This is a genomic window from Denitrobaculum tricleocarpae, assembly GCF_007004665.1.
GTDB lineage: Bacteria > Pseudomonadota > Alphaproteobacteria > Kiloniellales > Kiloniellaceae > Denitrobaculum > Denitrobaculum tricleocarpae.
Genome location: NZ_ML660059.1, coordinates 260,642 through 278,354, shown reverse-complemented (window position 1 = coordinate 278,354; position 17,713 = coordinate 260,642). Strand labels below are relative to the sequence as shown.

The window sequence follows — 17,713 nt, the reverse complement described above, 5'->3', positions numbered from 1 at the left end:
CCAGCATTATTGAGCAAACTGGGGGTCTTCTTCTACTTTTGTGTGTATGCGTATATTATGTTGATCGGCGCGGCGACCGAAAACGGAAAATCATGTCAGGGGTGATGCGAAGCGGCGCAAAAGCTGTTTCTGGAGCTCCCGCAGTGTTGGACAGGCCTATTACTGCGTCCTCGGCGTGGCGGGCCGATGGACTTACAGCAGACGACTGGATCCTGAAGATTCCCCCTAAGGCACTCGCGGAACTGGATGAATTGGCGGGAAAGCTAGCCAGTTATGAGGGGCCCGTTGAAGATTTGAGTGCTACTGACTATGCGCTCGAAGCTGTGAGGGAGCTGATGGCGGCTGTCGACGACAGGCTGCACCATGGCATTGGTTTCGTTGTGCTGGATCGTCTCCCCGTCGAGCGTTGGGGCATAGCCGCAGCCAGGGCCATAGGCTGGATGCTCACTTCTCTACTCGGTCCGGTAGTCGAACAAAAGGCCGATGGGACACGGCTTTACGAGGTCAAGGACTCGGGGGCTAAGTTGGGTTACGGCGTCCGCCGCTCGGTTACAAACCTGGATCAGGACTTCCATACGGACGGCGGCTGGCTCGCCCAGACACCGGCGATCGTTACACTTGTCTGCCTTCGTCCGGCCAGCGCGGGCGGCCTCAGCCGGGTGGCAAGTCTGGCCAGGGCGCACGACGAATTGCGGGAGCGCCACCCGGACTTGCTGGAGCGGCTTTACCAGCCTTTCTGGTGGGACCGTCAGGCCGAGCATGCGCCGGACGAGTGTAAGAGCAGCCGGCATCCTGTCTTTACCCTGTGCGACGGGCAACTGACCGTGCGTCACTACGCGGACTATGTGCACAAAGGCTATGCTTTGCTGGGCGAAAGCCTCGATGATGACGGAGCTGCGGCGCTCCGCACGATGAAAGCGATTGTCGCCGCGCCGGAAAACCGGATTGAGTTTCATCTCGAACCCGGTCAGATCGAATACGTCAACAACCATCTGCTGGCCCATGCGCGCACCGCGTTTGAGGATGATGCCACGCGAGGCGGACGCTATCTTTTGCGCCTCTGGAATCGTCGTCAGGGCGGTATCGAACTCGAGCCGCAACAGGGTGCCTCTGATGAAGCGGAGACCGTGCCAGCGTCGCGAGCCGCAGAAAGCCAGGGGGCTGGCGACTAGGTGCTCGCCCCGGAAAATCTTGAGACCGGACCGCTGGTCTATGCGGCAATCGTGCTGTTCCTGGCTTATATGGTGCGCGGCATTGCGGGCTTCGGTTCGGGACTCATTGCCGTGCCTCTCTTGGCGCAGGTCTTCCCCGTTCAGGAAGTTGTTCCGGTCGTTGTCTTCCTGGACTACGTCGGGTCCGCAAGCCAGGGCCTGAAGAACCGGCGGGCGATTGCCTGGGGTGAACAACTGCCGCTGATTCCCTTTAGTCTTTTAGGTGTTGCCGCAGGTCTGGCGCTCCTTTCCATGGCAAAGGAAGCCCTGCTCGCGCAGGCCCTCGGCGTCTTTGTCATGATCTACGCGGTGTATCAGCTCCTGCCCCTTCCCACTCTGCGCGGGTCGCGCATCTACGCGGCGCCCTTCGGTTTCCTGGGTGGGTTTGTTGGCACGATCTTCGGGACCGGAGGCCCCTTTTACGTCATCTATCTGGGTTTGCGCGCGCTGGATAAAACGTCCTTCCGTGCCACCTTCGCTTTCAACTTCCTGATCGATGGCGCAATCCGCCTTGGGGCTTTCGCCATTTTTGGGCTTTTCCAGGGCGGGGTGTTTCTGGGGTCGATCGCGGCGCTTCCGATTGTCGGACTGGGGCTCTGGCTGGGCGGAAAGGTGCATACGGAATTGAGTCAGCAGGCTTACGTGCGGATCATCAGCACGGTGGTCTTTGTCAGCGGCATCGCGCTGCTGTTTAAGATGTGAGGTTGGCGTGGGAATGAGCGGCGTTTTGAGGATAGGTGTCTGGTTTCCTCTCCTTTGTTTGCTGCTCGCGAGCTGTGCTGGGGGCAACCGGTATGTAGCACTTCCGCCTACTCTTGTACCTGATCCCATACATCACTCTGACCCGCGGCTGATTCAAGATCCGCCAGCTGATATCCTTGCTCAGTTTACGCTTGATGGAGAGGGATACATTGTCGATGGACCTCGATCCCGGCCCACTGAGCCAGTCGATCATACGATTCTCATAACCAATACAGCAATTGCGGAGAGTTTTGCCAAACTTGCTCTTGGAAGCAGCGAAGGGGTTGAGGTCGAATTTGCGCACCCTGACCTGAAAGAACGTGCCGAATTCTGGGAGGGGAAAATTTCGAAGTATGAGCAAGATCTCGGCCAGGCGATCTTATATCGCGGTGGCGTTATCTCTGCCCGAACCTACGAAGCCCTGGATCGCTCAGTGAAAACGATCGCCCGCAATACCGGTCTTAACATCCCACTTCGAGGCGGAAGAGAATTCCAAAGCGTCCTGGGATACTTCTTTGTCGAAGATCAGAGCGACATGAGAGAGGTGGTGGGCTTTTTCCGGGCACTTGCATCGAATGAACCTCCAGAAACCGAAAGGCGCTATACACTTCTGACGCTTGCCAATTCCCTCGATATCATCGTGAAAGAAGACCTCGAATCCTGCCTTTTTCTCTCTACCGTTAACGACGATGGGTCGCTGGGAACCACGTTCATAGTATTCTTTTTGAGCATTCCGATTGAACAACTGGAGTCCTGTGCATACGAAGAGACGATCCAGGCTATGGGATTGTTCAATGATGACAATTCCCTGTTCAATACGATGTTCACAGACGCCTTTAAGGAATATCTCTTCCCGACCGAACTTGACTGGATGATGCTCCGCATCCTTTATGACGAGCGGATCAAAAGTGGCATGACCCGCAATGAGGCCATGCCGATCGTTCGTGAAATTCTCACTGAAACACGCCCCTACGGCGATTGACCGGCGTCGATTTATCCGGCGCTGTCGTGCAGGTCTATGACAAGGCGCCTTCGCAGACATTCGCGGCTTCCAAAAGGCTATGATCGAAGCCGCCGGGTGCTGTAAGCATGATCCCGATCGTCTCCGCGCCGGACTTGAAGGGCAGTGAGATGCTGCAGCCATTTAAGACATTGCCAAGCGTGGGGTTCCGCAGGGTCAGCAGGTTCAGCCGGTAGTATTCCTCGTCGTCGTCAAAGGTCGAGAGTTCCGGTGCCAGGATCGGCGTTGTCGGCAGCAGCAGAACCCGGTTCCCCACTTCCTGTTGGTACGCGTCGATGAAGGTATCGCGCGCATTGAGCGTCTTGCGGTAGGACACGGCGTCAATGCCGTCCGCTCGTTGCAGGCGGCTGAGCACGCGCGGATCGAAGAGCTCCGGTGTGCTGTTGTAAAAGGCGTCGTACTCCGTGCGCGACTCGATCGCGGCGAACTGCCAGACCGGAATTTCCTTGTAGCGCTCCAGGCAGGCGAGGTTCTTCACAACGACCGCGTAGCCCGCGTCAGAGATTTTGGACACAGCTTGTTCGAAGGCTTTCGCGACCACAGGATCGAGGTCGTCCAAACCAAAGTTCACCGGCATGATAAATTCCGGCTGCAGATTTTTTGAGTTGTCGGTCTCTCCGCCGGTCATGACCCGGTAGGTGATCTCGCAGGCTTCGACGCTTCGTGCCATGGGGCCGACGCTGTCCAGGCTCTGTGACAAGGCTTTGCAGCCGCGCCGCGACACGCTGTCCTGGGTCGGCTTAAAGCCCACGATGCCGTTAAAGGCCGCCGGTATGCGCAGCGATCCGCCCGTGTCGGTGCCGATGGTGATGTCGGCAATGCCCTGAGCGACCGAGATTGCGCCGCCGGAGGTCGAGCCGCCGGGAATGCGTCCGCTGGCCAGGGCATTGTCCGGTGTACCGAAGTGCGGATTTATGCCGAGCCCGGAATAGGCCAGTTCGGTCATGTTGGTGTGGCCAATCAGAATGGCTCCGGCCTCGCGCAGCAGCTTGATGGGCGGCGCGTCGGATGTTGCCGGCGGCTGATCCGCTAGAATGCGGCTGCCCGCCCGGGTGACAAACCCCTCCACGTCGAAGAGATCCTTGACCGAGACCAGGGCGCCGCAAAGCGGAGAATTCGCAGTTTCGTCAAGTTTGGAAACCTGATCCTGTGCCCGGTCGAAAAAGGTCTCCGTAAAGACCGACCGAAGCTCGGGCGCACCCGAATTCACCCGCTCCATGACTTCGGCCAGACGGCTTTCAGCGGTTTCCGGGGACCAGGGTTTTTGATACGCCATTACTTTCTCACTACTCGATATAGCCTTGGGCAACCTCGACAGCGAGATCCGCCGCCCGGGCGCAAAGCGCGTTTCTGGGATCACCGATATAGGATGCGGTGAAATGAAGCGGTGTCAGTTTCCAGCCGGGATCGAACTCGACGATACGGCCCTGCTTGACCATCTCCCGGCCCAGTTGCCGGGGGAAGACACCCACGCCGATCCCCGATGCGACCATTTCGAGACCCGCGAAGATCGAACTTGAGGGAAAGATCTGGGTGTTGTCGCCGTAGCGGTCCGTCAGTTGCCGCCGCAGTTCTCGGTAAGGGCGCGAATTGCGATTATAGGACACGACCGGCGTGGTTTGCAGGTCCGGTTCTTCACGCTGCGTGGCGCGGAACCACGAGAGTTCGACCGGCGGAAGATCGATGTTATCCACCGTGAATTCCGAGACCGGGCCCATCAGAATCGCGAAATCGAGCGAGCGCTCCAGCAGTTGCTGCCGCAGATTGACGGTGACGTCGACGGAGACCTCGACGTTGATCTGCGGGAACTTTGCATAGAGTTCGGAAAGAAATACCGGTAGCCAGAGCTGGACGATGGTTTCGGCAACGCCGATCCGCAAAAGGCTGTTCACGCTCTCGGCGGGCACCACATCGGCTTTGATGCGTTCGATCAGATCGGCGATCTTCTCGGCATAGTCGCGCAGCAGAACGCCTTGCTTGGTCAGGGTCACGCCGCGCTGGGCGCGCTCGAAGAGTGTGGTGCCGAGGGATTCCTCCAGAGCCGCGATGCGGGCCGAGACCGCGGGCTGGGAAATGTTCATCTCCTGGGACGCCCGCCGGACGCCGCCGAGCCGGGACACCCAGAGGAATGTCTTGAGCTGATCCAATGTCATGTTTGCACGCCCGCGCACGCGATCACTTAAAGTGATAGGAATGTCCGAATTTACGCGGGTTGAATCAATCACTTTATCATCGCTTTCCCGGAGTGAAGCTCAAAGCTCCATGAAGCTGGTGGGAAATTTCAGAAGAGCTTCCGCCCCGCTCTCCCGGATCACGATCATCTCGCCGATTGCCGCGCCACCTCTTTCCGGAGAGAAAAAGTTCGGATGCAACTCCATCAACATGCCCGGCTGAAGCGTTAAATCAGGCTGCACCTGATCTTCGGCTGGTCCGGAAATTCCGGAGGGTGCTGCAGCTCCAAAGGATTGGGGAAAGCAGTCGGTGATGAAGGGGTCTTCGTACGACAGGCCCAAGCCATGGCCATAGCGAAAGCCGCTAAGGCTTGTTCGCTCCTCCGCGCTTGTATGGCGACACAACACCTGGTTGATCGCGGCCATGCAGCCGGACAAAGCCTGACCGGGCGTCAGGGCTGCCACGCCCGCCGCCAGCATTTCAGAGGCGAGCCGCCACATTGCCTTATGAGGTTCGGGCGCCGGCCCCATGGAGCCCATGCGAATGCCGTGCGCCCAGTGACCTGCCACCGTCAGCGCAATCCCGAACAAAACCTGATCCCCCGGCTGCGGAACATGCAAACCCTCCTCCGGCCAATAGCGGGGGTGATCGGCGGACGGTCTTGCGGTCAGCCAGGTCCGGCAGTAGTCGGCGCCCAGTCCGCGCGCCTTCGTCTCCAAGGCAAGCTGGGTCTGCCAGCAGGGCGTCCCCTTCGATATCTCCTTCTGGAGTGCAGCGAAGAGTTCATCGCAGATCTTTGCTCCTGTCACGTGAAGCTGAAGCGCTTCCTCGTCCTTGATGAGTTGCATCTCGCCGAGCAAGCGGTCAATGCTTTGTAGCCGCAGATGCTCGAGCGCCGGGGTGAGCATCCGGTACAGCGACACCGGCATTTCGTCGAAGCCAATCGTTCCAACGTTCCTTGTGGCGGTCAATCGGGCTTTTAAGCCGGCTGCCCATTCGGATGGGCGCAGGTCGATGATCTCGACATCCTGGAGCCTCTCCCGTGCGATCGGAACCATAAAGGGACTGCTGATGAAAAGTACTCTGTCCCCTTTATTAATGACAAGAAGTGACGTCGCCTCATGACTGTCCCATCCTGTGAGATAGCGCATGGTGCCATGAGATTTGGAACCCGCCCCCAGCGCGCTGCCGTAGCCGAAAACCAGGACTGCGTCATTTCCGGCGTCAGTCGCGCGAGCGAGAATTTGCGCTCTGCGTGCTTCGGCGGTTTCAGGGGTCAGTCCGGCGGAGGGTGAGATCACGAGTTATGCTTTTCGCTCAGGAAACGACCGGCAGCGGCGTTACGCTGTAAGCCATCGCAATCTTGCGGGCCAAGATCGGGTCCTCCAGTTCCATCCGGTAGTTGCGCGCCGGGCGCACACCGCCGATTGCGCCGAGTGTCCCGCAGAGCATCGCCGCATTGTCGCCGAAACCCGAGGCACTGATCAGGTCGGCAAGCGGTCGAATGTTCGACAGCGGCCCTTCCTGATAGAGCGTCCATGTGCCCTCCTCTTCGATCGAGCAGCGCAGAACGAGATCGTCCAGATGGTCCGCGACTGAGTCCAACTTCCAGACTTCGCCTGCGGCTGGTTTCGCGCAGCACTGTTTCGAATAGGCGACGGAATGTGTTTCCAGGTCCCGGTCTGTATGATCCGAAGCCAGCCCGATCCAGGTCTCGCCACCGCATCGCATAAGAAGGGGTTCGACCTCACCTGATGTGCCTTCACCGAGAACCTCGATTGACGTCTCTTGCGTCAGAAGATTACCGGAGACCCGGTAAAAAAGCGGAACCTGAGATGGCGGTGCGACACCCAGAGCCTTGAGTTCCTCGATGTGGTGATCCACGGCGGCTTTATCGCGCCCGGTCCATCCGGCCACGAAAAGATGCTCGATTTCCAAATCGACCGGCTGGTCCGACGACATAAACTTCATGAAGGGGTTCTCTACAGATTTGAGGGAAGAAAAAGGGCGATGGCCGGGAAGAGAATCAGCAGGCCGGCCATCACCAGCATGGCCACCGCATAGGGTGCGGCGCCAATCATGACATCGGTAAAGCTGCCCGCCTTTCGGGCGGCTTGGACGACATAGAGGTTGAGGCCGACCGGCGGCGTGATCAGCGCCATCTCGACCAGAAGGATCATCAAAATGCCGAACCAGAGCGGGTCGTATCCCAGCTGGACGATGACCGGAACCACAATAGGGATCGTCGCGACCATCAGGGAGAGGGTCTCGATAAAGAAGCCCAGCACAATGTAGATCAGGACGATGACCAGCAGCGTGCCGACCGCGCCAAGCCCGAGGTTTTGCAGAAGATCCTGCAGTGCGCGGCTGACACCGGCGGCGGTCAGGACGAAGTTCAGCACGTAGGCGCCGATGACCACCAGCATGATCAGAGCCGTTGTACGCACGGTCCCCTTCAGACTCTCTAGCAGCATCTCGCGTGAGAGCGCTTTTTGTGTGCCCGCAATTACAAAGGAAATTCCGACACCGACGGCGGCAGCCTCGGTCGGGGTCGCCCAGCCGGCATAGATCGAGCCCACGATGGCACCGAAAAGACCAAGCAGCGGCAGCAGGTCTTTCAGGCTTGCGATCCGGCGCTCCCAGCTGACCTTCGTGCCGGGCCCCCCCAGCGAGGGTTTGATCCCGCAGACAAGGGCGGTCATGGCCATGAAAAGAAGGGCCAGCAGAAGACCCGGCACCAGACCCGCCAGGAAAAGCTTCGGGATCGAGGTCTCGGTCAGAAAGCCGTAGACAATGAGATTGATCGAGGGCGGGATCATGATCCCGAGGGTGCCGCCCGCCGCGATGGCGCCGGAGAAGAGCTTCGCGTCGTAGCCGAGTTTTTCGGCCTGCGGCATGGCGACGGAGGCGACCGTGGCGGCAGTGGCCACGGAAGAACCTGAAGTGGCCGAGAACAGCGTCGCAGTCGCAATGTTCGCGTGGATCAGGCCGCCGGGCAGCCAGGAAACCCAGGCGTCCAGGGCCGCGTAGGTGCGGCGCGCGACACCGCTGCGCACCAGGACCTCGCCCAGCAGGACGAAGAAGGGAATCGCGATCAGGGTCGCGCTGTTCGAGGAGGACCAGATGACCTGTCCCAGCCCGCGCATAAGCGGAAAGGGGCTGAAGAAATGATCGATGCCGAAGGCCAGCAGAAAGAGAACAATGCCGACCGGGATCGAGAACGAGAGCAGGACCAGCAGGCCCGTGGAGGTGAAGAGGATCATACTTCGGTCCTCACACCCGCGATTTCATCCACTGCATCGAATTTCCGCCCGGCGATATGAAGGATAACCGCGAGCGCGATGATAACGGCGGAAACCGCGAACCAGGCCCAGCCGGCGAACCAGAGGGACTGTGGAATCCAGAGTGGTGTTTCCAGCGGCGTGTTCGCGGTCGCGCCGCTTTTGAGGGTCTTGGCCAGCACCGGCCAAACCCGGTAGCCGATCACGAGGGCCGTCCCTGCGAGCGAGAGAATGGCGATGGCGTCAAAGAGCGCCCGGCCGGCCGGGGCCGCCTTGGCCCGCAGCAGGTCGATGCGCACGTGCGCCATGCAGGTCAGCGCGTAGCTGATGCCCCAACTGGTCGAGATGGCCATGGCGTAGCCGGAGAATTCGTCCGTGCCGCCGAGCGACAGGCCGACGCGCCGGGCAATGATATCGAGGATGGTGACGGTGACGCTGGCCAGCAGAAGCAGGCCAGCGATCACGGCCAGGCGCTCGTTCATTCGCCGTAGCCAGGAGAGCAGTTGAGACATCAGTCTGTGCGTTCGTCTTTACTGAAGCTTGATGGCGACGCCGGTGGCTTTACCCACCGTGCCGTTCCAACGCTCGCCCCAGTCCTTGCCGGCCCGCTCGGACCAGTCCGGCAGCACCTTCGAGATCAGGATTTCGCGCGCTTTCGCGATGTCCGCATCCGAGACCGTGACCAGCTTCATGCTGCGCTTCTCACCCGGGCAGTCGCCCTCGCCGGTCAGGCAGGCAATGTCCGTGGCCAGGGCGTTCTGGGCGGTCTCCCAGGCAGGTTGCTCCAGACCGGACGCAACTTCCTTCTCCAGCAGGGCCTGGTCGTCGGCGCTCATGGCGTTCCACTTGTCGAGGTTGATCGCGGTGACCACCGGATCCCAACCGCCCAGCGGGATCGGCATCAGATGGGTGGAGACTTCCCACCAGCCGGCACTGTAACCAGAGCCCGCCCCGGTGACGGCGCAGTCAACCACGCCGCGCTGCAGTGCGCCGGGAACTTCGCCGAAGCCGATGGTGACGCCTTCTGCGCCCAGGGCTTCCAGCAGCTTCGCGGTCATGCGGCCCGAGGCGCGGATCTTTTTGCCTTCCAGGTCCGCCAGGCCATTGATTTCAGCATTGCAGAAGACGACCTGCGGTGGGTAAGGGGCGATGCCCAGAACCTTGGCGTTGAAAACATCCTTGTAGATATCGTCGACCAGCGGACGGGCTGCCTGCACCATTTTCATGGCGGAGGCTGCGTCCGTCGCGATCAGGGGAACGTCCAGACCTTCGAGGGCAGGCGCATCGGAAACGGCGTAGTCCGCCACCGTCATGCCCACATCGAAGACGCCGTCACCGAGCATGCGGAAGACATCCGAACCCTTGATGCCCATCTGATCGTGGGTCGTCAGAGATGTCGAAATCCGCCCGCCGCTGGCCTCCGGAAGTTTGTCGTTCCAGAAAGGCGCTTCATATTGCTTATGAAGCGGCAAACCGCTCCAGCTTCCGACAATCGCGAGCTCGTCGTCTGCAACAGCCGCCGCGCTCGCCACGGTCAAACTCAATGCCAGTAACCCTGTTCCGATTTTCATTGCATTTTTCCTTGCCGTTATAGTGAAGTTTCATGCTCAAGAGCTACGGCTTGTTCCTTGAGCATCGTCGATGTTTCGTTGATTTCGGTGATCAGCATACAGCCCGGTGCATGGGTGATGCAGAGCGCCGGCTTGGCATTTCCGATCGCGACCTGGCTGGTCACGCCGCAACCCCAGAAGACCGGGACCTCGTCCTCCGCGATCGGGACCGCGTCGCCCCAGTCGGGCGCGCCGATATCGCCGATGCCGATCGCGGCCGGGTCGCCGGTGTGGACCGGTTCGCCGTGGGAGTGGGGATAGCGGGCGCAGATCTCACAGACCTTCTGCAGATCCCCCTGCTTCATCGGGCGCATGCTGACGACCATCGGTCCGGAAAAATTGCCGACCGGTTTGGTCATGATGTTGGTCCGGTACATGGGCACCGTGCGGTTGAGCTCTACATGACGCAGGGATATGCCCTCCGCGGCCAATGCGCCCTCGAAGGTGAAGGAGCAGCCGATGGCAAAGGCGACGGAGTCATCCTGCCAATAGTCCGAGATGTCGTGGCTTTGCCCGGCGCGCTGCCCGTCCTTGTAAATGTAGTAGCGGGGAACGTCGGTCCGCAGATCGATGTTGCGGCCGAGATCCTGAAAGCAGGGCCGGCCGGGTTCAGAGACCCCGACCAGCGGGCAGGGTTTCGGGTTCGTCTCGCAGAAGCGCTGAAAGTCATCCGCGAGCGCACGCGGCAGAATAACCAGATTGCACTGCAGGTTCCCGCTGCAAAGCCCCGCGGTGTGCCCCCGGTAGGCCTGCGCCCGGATCGCGTCGCGAACGCTCTCAAGCGGCTGGTTCAGGAGGCTGGAATACTCCGCCTCGCCTTTTATCGTTTGCTGTGCCATTCCGCATTCCCCTGTTCATCGAGAGTGCAGTCGTCGAGGTATAAAATCAAATCGTCATTTTTTGTAACTATTGATCACCAATTCTGATCGTATCCATCCTATTTTGTGATTGGGACTGGAGTGCGGGCAGGTTTGGCAGGCGTCCCGAGACCGCGGCTTACGCGCGAAATCTGAATCTCACCGCGCTTCACGTTTGACAAAGATCCCCCATCCACGGATATGGTCGTGCGCAACAGGTTCATCTCAGGGATTCAAAGCGTGGACGCAGTTGTCTCAGTTTTTCTGCCGGTCTCCTTGGGCATCATCATGCTGTCGTTGGGGCTCGGCCTCACTGTCGCGGATTTCGCAGGCATTGTCCGCCAGCCCCGTGCCGTCATCGCGGGATTATCTGCGCAGGTCATCCTGCTGCCGGTCATTGTTTACAGCTTTGTCATTGCTTTCGGGATCAGCGGTGAACTCGCCTTCGGGTTCATGCTGCTGGCGGCCAGCCCGGGGGGTGTGACGTCGAACATCCTGACCAAACTGGTTGGCGGCACGCTGGCGTTGTCCATTTCCCTGACCGGGCTGATCAGCCTTTTGTCGGTCATCACCGTGCCCTTGCTGGTGGTGTTCTGGGCGGGGCTGTTCCTGAATGCCGGCGACGTCACCGTCGATGTGACCAGTCTGGCCCTGAAGATGTTTGCCATCACGACGGTGCCTGTCGCGATCGGGATGATCATCCGGGCGATTGCGAAGGATCTTGCCTTGCGCATCGAACCGGTGCTTTCGGTGATCGCCGCGGTTCTCTTCGTGGTCATTGTTGTCGGGGCGATTGCCGCATCCTGGAGTGTTCTGGCCGATAACTGGGCCACCCTGGCCCCGATGACGGCCTTGATGGTGCTGTGCCTGTTGGCCCTGGGTTGGGTCATTGCCCGCCTCGTCGGCCTGTCCGCCCCGGACCGCGCGGCCATCGGGATGGAAACAGGCATTCAGAACAGCACCGTGGCGATCACCCTGGCCGGCATTCTGCATGCCGGGCCGGAAGCGCTGCCGGTCATCGCTCTGCCCGCCGCTGTCTACGGTATCCTGATGTATCTGGGGGCCTTGCCCGGAGGCTACCTGATGTACCGCGCCGTGAAGAGAGCCCCATAAGCGTACCGGGCTGATGTCAGGGCTCGCGGCCGCATGGCGGGCCGTGTCGAAGCGGTCACGATCCCGGTCGAACCGGCAAAGCTGTGAACGATGTCTCAGGCATAGAATGTAAACTGTGTCCGGTATGGACCAAAAGCCAGTGGCGGACCCGACAGGATTCGAACCTGTGACCTCTGCCTTCGGAGGGCAGCGCTCTATCCAGCTGAGCTACGGGTCCCTGGAGTCTGATCGTTTTTCACGACTATGCTGAAAAACGTTAAGCAGCCTCGGTTGTATATTGCTAGAGGACGATTCACGTTCTTGACGGAAGCGGTCAAGAACGACCGTGCTCTTAAGCGACGCGGCGGAACATACTGCAAGCCGGGGGCTTGGTAAAGAGGGCTTCTGCGTCGTGGCTAGGACGACTCTGGGCTCGTCAGTTTCGTAATGTCGTCCCAGACCATCAGGCGGTAGTCGAGCAGCCTGTCGCCAAGCATCTCCTGTGCAGTCTCTTTGCTGGCCGCACCCAGTCGTTCGTAGAAACGCACAGCGCCAGCGTTATCCTCAAGCACCTCCAGAGAGAGGTTTCTGCAGCCCTGAGCCGCTGCACAGCTCGCGGCATCCTGGAGCAGGCGCCTGCCGATCCCGCCGCCGCGCAGGCCTGGACGCACATGCAGGTTCTCGACGTAGGCGTCGTAGCCCTCTTTGTAATTGACCCAGAGCGCGATGAAGCCGACGAGCGCGCCGTCCTGTTCGGCCAGACGGATAAACCCCGCCGGTCTTGTGGCCTTTTCGACCGCATCTTCCGGATTGTCTCCCAGCAGACCCTGCCAGCGTTTTCGGTGTTCTCCCGCCAGGGGTCCGTCGAGGTAGCTGTCGCTTGCAAGGCCACGATACGCGCTCTGCCAGCTTTCACTGTGCAGGCCGGCCACAGTCATGGTATCGGCCGCCTCGGCGTCGCGAATGCGAAGGTGGTCTGATGGCGAGGTTTCAGATCGTGGAGCGGAGGTATCCGAGCTGATATGTGAGGACATGACGCGGACCGGACGGCTTGAACACTGGGCTGTCCCTTTTGGCACCTGCGTCCGACGGGCGTCAAGCAGGCTCTCGGTTAACCCGGGCGCTCAGTTGGCCCAAGCGTTCAGTCGGCCCGGGCGTTCAGTTCGTCCAAGCGCTCAGTTGGCTCAGGTTGTAAGTTGGTTTGGTCGTTTAGTTGGCCTGACCCGCGCGCAGGCGGTAGCGGCCATCTTTCATGCACTCGAAAACATCTTCCACATTGGGATGGCGCACCGGGCCGCCGTCTTCGTCCTGCAGCAGGTTTTGTTCGGAAACGTACGCAACGTACGGGCCGTCCGCGTTTTCGGCGAAGAGATGATAGAACGGCTGATCTTTTGCCGGGCGCAGATCCTCGGGAATGGCGTCGTACCACTCTTCGCTGTTGGAAAAGACAGGATCCACGTCAAAGATCACGCCGCGGAAGGGATAAACCCTGTGGCGGACGATTTCACCGATACCGAATTTTGCGGTCGAGGACTCCATGGCTTCCCTAATTCTCTGGCATGCAAGCGCTGCGGACGTCTCAAATCGATAAGATGTGTCTGCAGTATACAGTCAGTTGGTTAACGCCGGTTTTATCCTGTCGTGCCCCGCGGCGTAAAGTGAGGAATATTACGGTGCAGATATAGTAGATCCGGATGGCGGGCTGTTCACCGCTTTTAACAGGTCGCAAACCCTGGTTCCGGACGGCGTGTGACCCGGGCCGCGTGTGCGAGACGGCGTCTGCCGGAGGGCGTCTCTGGGTCGTGGCGCTCCGGCTGTCAGCAGCTTATGCAGGGATCCAGCGGCAGATCCTGCGCCAGCCAGCCCGATCCGCTTGCGCCCCCCAGCATTCCTTCCTTGATATTCAAGACCTGAGTAAAACCGGCGGCCTGCAAGGCATTTAACGCCCGGGTCGAGCGGTTTCCCCGGGCGCAGATCAGGGCAACCGGCGTATCGAGCCGGCCGTTCACCGAGCGTGTCATGGCACGAACGAAACCTTCGATACCTTCCGGACCGTGTATGGTGACGGACCGCGCGCCTGCGGGAACGCCGGTTTGCTTCCATTCTTGTGGCGAGCGGACATCAACGATGGTGACTTCACCACGTTTCGCGCGTGCGAGGGCTTCCACACCCGTAATGTTCCGGCTGTCGACGGCGGCCAGGTTCGGATCTTTCTCAGCGGAGACGGAGGGCCTGGCAAACGCAAGAACGGAGCCCGCGGCGGTCAGCGAGAGAAGGCCTGCCAGAAGATTGCGGCGGTTCACATCAATCGAACGGACGTTGCTTTGTTGCATGGGGACTCTCCTGCGGCGTTCTGCGCTGTGGTTGGCGTTTTTTTTCGGCTCTCTGCCTCAGGTTAGAGGCTCAGGGTTGCCGCTTTCTGAAGACGAGAATCAGTCTCAAATTTATCCCATAAAAGACTGGTTCCCGTTTCATCTGGTTCAAGGACCGAAGGCTCAAACTAGGATGATCTTTATGTAACATGCCAGTCACAAGAGCGCGAAGGCGACCTTATGCCGCCCCGCCTTTGGCCTGTCTGTCAATCTGCTCCTGCAAAACCGGATCCCGCAGGAAGCTGAGGAGTGTGAAACGCCGTCCCTTGGTCACCGGCAGCGCTTCATGAATCAAAGAGCAGGAAAAGAGGATCGCATCGCCGCTCTTTGGACGGTAGGCCTCCGGTCCGTATTCAGGGAATCGCAGTCCGCCCCCCTCATAGTCGTCGGTGTTAAGGTTGAGGGTCAGCGCGAACATGCGGGCCTGGGTGCTCGGTGTGGTGTTGTCCCGGTGCGGCCGGAAATAGTCGCCCCGCGCAGCGTCGTAGCAGGTGATCACGAAGCGATCGAAACGGAAACGCTGGAAGTAAAAAGCCTTGGCCAGCTCGGGTGCGATGCGGCGGCCCACCATCTGGGACAGCCAGGTATCCAGCTCAGGATCGTGGACCTGGTGATCGCGCCGTTGTTTCATCCCGGGATCGATCTGGCTGGTGTCTTTTCCGTCGATCCGGGTAGTGACGGTGCCTTCTTCGTTCTTCCCTTTCCAGCGTGCAATCAAAGCATCGCAGTCGGCGCGATCAAGTACCTTGGGCACGATCAGGACGGGTGCCGTCCGCTGCGGCTCGGCCTCGAGCGGGGCGGGCAGCCTGTCGCAGTAGAAGCCGAGTACTGTCTCGCCCAGCGTTCCTTCAGGGATATCCGTCAGGGCAATGCTCTGAAGCAGCCGCTGGTTCTCGTCCAGCAGCAGGCAAAAGGCCTGATCGGGGGCGAAGCCGCTTTTTTGAGTGATTTCGGAGGATACTTTACCCTCCGGATCGCCATAAAACAGGAATGGTACTGCGTGTTGCTGTCCAAGCCGCTTGACGGATTCGACCGGTAGTCTGCCAATGGCAAAGACATCGATGCGGGACTGCTGAAGGATCGGGTGAGCCGCTGCCAGTTCCGCCAAAGCCTTTGTGTTGCGGGCCGTATCCTGCGGGAACAGGAAGACCAGATTCCGGAAGCCACGGGTCTTTTCATAGAAAACCCAAAGATAGCCATCGCTGGCCGGCAGTAGGAAATTGCCCAGGCGGTCGCCCGGGGCCAAGGGCGGCCGATCCGCGAGCAGCGGCAGGGCGGCAGGTGTTGCGTCTGTTGAGCTCAATGACTTCGAGTCCTAGGAAATCGGAACGCTCCGGAGGAGTCCCATTAGGTAAGCGCGGGACCCGATCGCGTCAATACGGATGCGGGGACGGTCCGAAGCAGGCGGGCTGTTCACCTTTGGTCAGCGCTTTTGCGCTAATTTTCCGCAGCTTCAGGGCATCGGAGGGTTTTGAGCAAAGCTTCCATCTCTGCTAATGATATCTGGACATTATCCGCGCCGCCCCAACATAAGGCCTCGTGGGACTGCCGATCTGCTGTTTCTTTTTTAACTTTCCGGACCGTTATGACCGAACAAGCGCCCCGTGCCGACAAAGCTCCGAAATGGCTGAAGCCAACGACTGAATATGGTCCGCTGGCGGTTTTCTTCCTGGCCTACTACCTCCAGAAGGATCTGTTGGTTGCGACCGGAGGTTTGATGGCCGCGACCGCGGTTTCGCTGGTTCTTTCTCTGGTTACGATCAAGAAAGTCCCCATGATGCCGCTGATCACCGCGATCATTGTCGGTGTGTTCGGTGGTCTGACACTGCTTTTGAACGACGAAACCTTTATAAAATTGAAGCCAACCATTGTTCAGGCGTTGTTTGCGGTGATCCTGCTGGGGGGTCTTGCCTTCGGTAAGGCGTTGCTGAAGCCGGTCATGGGGTCGGCCTGGCCCATGAGTGAGACAGGTTGGCGGCGGTTGACCCTGCATTTCGGTTTGTTTTTCGCGGCCATGGCTGTTCTGAACGAGGTCGTCTGGCGCACTCAAAGCGAGGAGTTCTGGGTGAATTTCAAGGTGTTCGGACTGATGGGTCTGACCTTCCTGTTTGTCCTTACGCAAATTCCCCTGATGAACCGCTATGCCTTGCCGGAAGAGGCCAAGGACCGAAGCGAGGGCTGAGTGAGTTTATGACTCAGCCGCGGTTTCGGCGTTTGCCGTGCTGGCTGGGTCCTCGAGCGGCTCCTGAAAGGCCTCCAAAGCCTCTCGTGCCAGGGCTTCGGCGCCTGAAGCCAGAGGCTCCGGTGTTTCCAGATCACCGGCCTCATCGACCTGGAATTCGATCCATTGCAGGATATCCGCCATGACGAGACCGGCGTCCAGATCCCGCAGCAACATATGCCAGCCGTTGCTGTAAAGCGCCAGGCGCTGCTCAGGACGCCTTTCCTCAGGCAACAGGCTCCAGAGCTGCAAAGTTGGTTCGCGCGGGACGATTTCATCCTTATCGCCGTACAACAGGAGCGCCGGGCGGTTCAGGGCGGGAGCGGCGGTCAGTGCCTGATCCATCAGATTGACAAGCCCGTGGATGGCTGCAACCCGGGTATCCTTGATGACCAGTGGATCGCGGCCGAGGCCGCGCAGCATTTCGATGTTGTCCGACGCCTGGATCTTCAGGCCTGAACCCGTAAACTTTGCCCAGGGGATTGTGTGCGCGCTTAGCCACAGCGCCGTGCGCTGATACCAGGGCATGGTCGAACGGGCCCAAACCGCGGGCGCAGAGAGGATCACACCGTCGGCTTCAGGCGGATTGGGAGAGTTGAAAGCCGCGAGAATGACCGCTCCCCCCATGGATTCTCCCAGGAGGTAAAGTGGTTTGCCGGGATGGCGTTGCCGCAAGACGCGGCTGGCGTCCGCGAGATCGCCGGTCAGGACGTCGCTGCCCGCCCAAAGTCCCCGATGGGGTGCCTCGCCAAATCCCCGCTGATCGTATGCATAGACCGCGATTCCCAGTGCTGCGAAGACCTGGCCCGGGTTCTCGAAGGCCTTCGAGTAGTCGTTGAAGCCGTGCAGCGCCAGAACCACCGCTTTGATTTCCGCCTGCTTTTCGAGAGAGGTCTCGTCATTGTTTGCAGCTATGCCTGCAGTTGTGGTTGGCGGCAGCCACTTCCGTAGCGGCAGAGACAGCCCGTCGGCTGTTGTAAAGCTGTCCTCGACAATCAGTGGCCCATCGATATTGCCTGGCCCGCGGGGCGCCAGGTTGGGCGCACAGGCCGCCAGAAACACCATGGCCAGGGCGGCGGCAAAGACCTGCAACCCGGTCCCTTGAGATGATCTGCTTGGCTGTGCTGGAGTCCGG

General features: G+C 59.9%; 18 protein-coding genes and 1 tRNA gene. 5 read left to right on the top strand and 14 right to left on the bottom strand.

The genetic code is table 11. The features are described from left to right. The first annotated feature begins 143 nt into the window (after positions 1–143). The 3 genes from FKG95_RS21950 to FKG95_RS21940 are packed head-to-tail and all read left to right on the top strand — an operon-like array spanning position 144 to position 2,934. The gene (locus FKG95_RS21950) at positions 144–1,172 is read left to right on the top strand and encodes a TauD/TfdA family dioxygenase (protein ID WP_179954223.1); all 1,029 of its coding nucleotides are present in this window, start codon (positions 144–146) and stop codon (positions 1,170–1,172) included. Next, positions 1,173–1,913: a sulfite exporter TauE/SafE family protein gene (locus FKG95_RS21945; RefSeq protein WP_142898558.1), complete on the top strand. Its 741-nt coding sequence runs from the start codon at positions 1,173–1,175 to the stop codon at positions 1,911–1,913. A 13-nt stretch (positions 1,914–1,926) separates the two neighbouring features. Further along, complete coding sequence (locus FKG95_RS21940; RefSeq protein WP_142898557.1) at positions 1,927–2,934, top strand: DUF2927 domain-containing protein; 1,008 nt, start codon at positions 1,927–1,929, stop codon at positions 2,932–2,934. 34 nt (positions 2,935–2,968) lie between these two features. Here FKG95_RS21940 and FKG95_RS21935 read toward each other — a convergent pair whose 3' ends face one another. The 8 genes from FKG95_RS21935 to FKG95_RS21900 all read right to left on the bottom strand — a co-directional run bounded on the left by FKG95_RS21935 (position 2,969) and on the right by FKG95_RS21900 (position 10,875). Then, a complete protein-coding gene (locus tag FKG95_RS21935) occupies positions 2,969–4,249 on the bottom strand; it encodes an amidase family protein (protein WP_142898556.1) in 1,281 nt (426 codons plus the stop codon). Positions 4,250–4,259: 10 nt separating this feature from the next. After that, a complete protein-coding gene (locus tag FKG95_RS21930; RefSeq protein ID WP_142898555.1) occupies positions 4,260–5,126 on the bottom strand; it encodes a LysR family transcriptional regulator in 867 nt (288 codons plus the stop codon). Positions 5,127–5,225: 99 nt separating this feature from the next. After that, positions 5,226–6,446, bottom strand: a complete 1,221-nt coding sequence (locus tag FKG95_RS21925) for a M24 family metallopeptidase (RefSeq protein ID WP_142898554.1) — start codon at positions 6,444–6,446, stop codon at positions 5,226–5,228. Positions 6,447–6,462: 16 nt separating this feature from the next. Next, a complete protein-coding gene (locus FKG95_RS21920; RefSeq protein ID WP_142898553.1) occupies positions 6,463–7,116 on the bottom strand; it encodes a DUF2848 domain-containing protein in 654 nt (217 codons plus the stop codon). 11 nt (positions 7,117–7,127) lie between these two features. Next, complete coding sequence (locus tag FKG95_RS21915) at positions 7,128–8,408, bottom strand: TRAP transporter large permease (protein WP_142898552.1); 1,281 nt, start codon at positions 8,406–8,408, stop codon at positions 7,128–7,130. After that, the gene (locus FKG95_RS21910) at positions 8,405–8,908 is read right to left on the bottom strand and encodes a TRAP transporter small permease subunit (RefSeq protein WP_218940315.1); all 504 of its coding nucleotides are present in this window, start codon (positions 8,906–8,908) and stop codon (positions 8,405–8,407) included. Before FKG95_RS21910 ends, FKG95_RS21915 begins: the two co-directional genes overlap by 4 nt. A gap of 48 nt (positions 8,909–8,956) precedes the next feature. Further along, positions 8,957–9,997, bottom strand: a complete 1,041-nt coding sequence (locus FKG95_RS21905; protein WP_142898550.1) for a TRAP transporter substrate-binding protein — start codon at positions 9,995–9,997, stop codon at positions 8,957–8,959. Between the two features lie 17 nt (positions 9,998–10,014). After that, a complete protein-coding gene (locus FKG95_RS21900; RefSeq protein WP_142898549.1) occupies positions 10,015–10,875 on the bottom strand; it encodes a putative hydro-lyase in 861 nt (286 codons plus the stop codon). A 258-nt stretch (positions 10,876–11,133) separates the two neighbouring features. Here FKG95_RS21900 and FKG95_RS21895 point away from each other — a divergent pair, with 258 nt between their 5' ends. After that, positions 11,134–12,006 carry a bile acid:sodium symporter family protein gene (locus FKG95_RS21895; protein WP_179954222.1) on the top strand — a complete coding sequence of 291 codons (873 nt, stop codon included), beginning with the start codon at positions 11,134–11,136 and terminating at the stop codon, positions 12,004–12,006. Between the two features lie 140 nt (positions 12,007–12,146). Here the strand turns inward: FKG95_RS21895 and FKG95_RS21890 are convergent. The 5 genes from FKG95_RS21890 to FKG95_RS21870 all read right to left on the bottom strand — a co-directional run bounded on the left by FKG95_RS21890 (position 12,147) and on the right by FKG95_RS21870 (position 15,660). Continuing rightward, a tRNA-Arg gene (locus FKG95_RS21890) sits at positions 12,147–12,223 on the bottom strand. Between the two features lie 178 nt (positions 12,224–12,401). Continuing rightward, positions 12,402–12,923 carry a GNAT family N-acetyltransferase gene (locus FKG95_RS21885; RefSeq protein WP_179954221.1) on the bottom strand — a complete coding sequence of 174 codons (522 nt, stop codon included), beginning with the start codon at positions 12,921–12,923 and terminating at the stop codon, positions 12,402–12,404. A 271-nt stretch (positions 12,924–13,194) separates the two neighbouring features. Further along, the gene (hspQ, locus tag FKG95_RS21880; RefSeq protein ID WP_142898546.1) at positions 13,195–13,524 is read right to left on the bottom strand and encodes a heat shock protein HspQ; all 330 of its coding nucleotides are present in this window, start codon (positions 13,522–13,524) and stop codon (positions 13,195–13,197) included. A gap of 278 nt (positions 13,525–13,802) precedes the next feature. Continuing rightward, positions 13,803–14,318: a rhodanese-like domain-containing protein gene (locus FKG95_RS21875; RefSeq protein WP_142898545.1), complete on the bottom strand. Its 516-nt coding sequence runs from the start codon at positions 14,316–14,318 to the stop codon at positions 13,803–13,805. Positions 14,319–14,535: 217 nt separating this feature from the next. Then, the gene (locus tag FKG95_RS21870) at positions 14,536–15,660 is read right to left on the bottom strand and encodes a prolyl hydroxylase family protein (RefSeq protein ID WP_142898544.1); all 1,125 of its coding nucleotides are present in this window, start codon (positions 15,658–15,660) and stop codon (positions 14,536–14,538) included. 282 nt (positions 15,661–15,942) lie between these two features. Here FKG95_RS21870 and FKG95_RS21865 point away from each other — a divergent pair, with 282 nt between their 5' ends. Further along, positions 15,943–16,539, top strand: a complete 597-nt coding sequence (locus tag FKG95_RS21865) for a septation protein A (RefSeq protein ID WP_142898543.1) — start codon at positions 15,943–15,945, stop codon at positions 16,537–16,539. Positions 16,540–16,545: 6 nt separating this feature from the next. Here the strand turns inward: FKG95_RS21865 and FKG95_RS21860 are convergent, their stop codons facing one another. Further along, positions 16,546–17,670, bottom strand: a complete 1,125-nt coding sequence (locus tag FKG95_RS21860) for an alpha/beta hydrolase (protein ID WP_246116856.1) — start codon at positions 17,668–17,670, stop codon at positions 16,546–16,548. Positions 17,671–17,713 lie beyond the last annotated feature (43 nt).